Source organism: Bacillus sp. SIMBA_008, from assembly GCF_046535495.1.
GTDB lineage: Bacteria > Bacillota > Bacilli > Bacillales > Bacillaceae > Bacillus > Bacillus subtilis.
The window spans coordinates 1-260 of record NZ_JAWRWL010000713.1 but is presented as its reverse complement, the minus strand read 5'-3'; the positions used below and the strand labels follow the sequence as shown (position 1 = coordinate 260).

The 260-nt window shown below is 41.5% G+C and carries 1 pseudogene; it reads right to left on the bottom strand.

Annotated features, from left to right (window positions below):
• A pseudogene (locus SB658_RS25110) lies at positions 1-233 on the bottom strand (nickel ABC transporter permease subunit NikB); the annotation flags it as partial.
• Positions 234-260 lie beyond the last annotated feature (27 nt).

Genomic DNA, 260 nt, shown 5'->3' with positions numbered 1-260 from the left:
AGATGAATGACTTTTTCAATGGTGTGAAGATACTGCATATAAAACGGTTGGTCTAAACCAAATTCACTTCGTTTTTGCGCTAATATTTCATCCGTTGGCTGGATATGAGCCGCTGCTAAATATGCCTCAGCCGGGTCAACTGGCGAAAGGTGAATCATACCAGTCGTGAAAAGAGTGGCTAATAAAAATACAGGGATGATTGATAGCATGCGTTTGACGATATAGCGGCCCATTTCCTAACCTTCCTTCTATTACTTCAG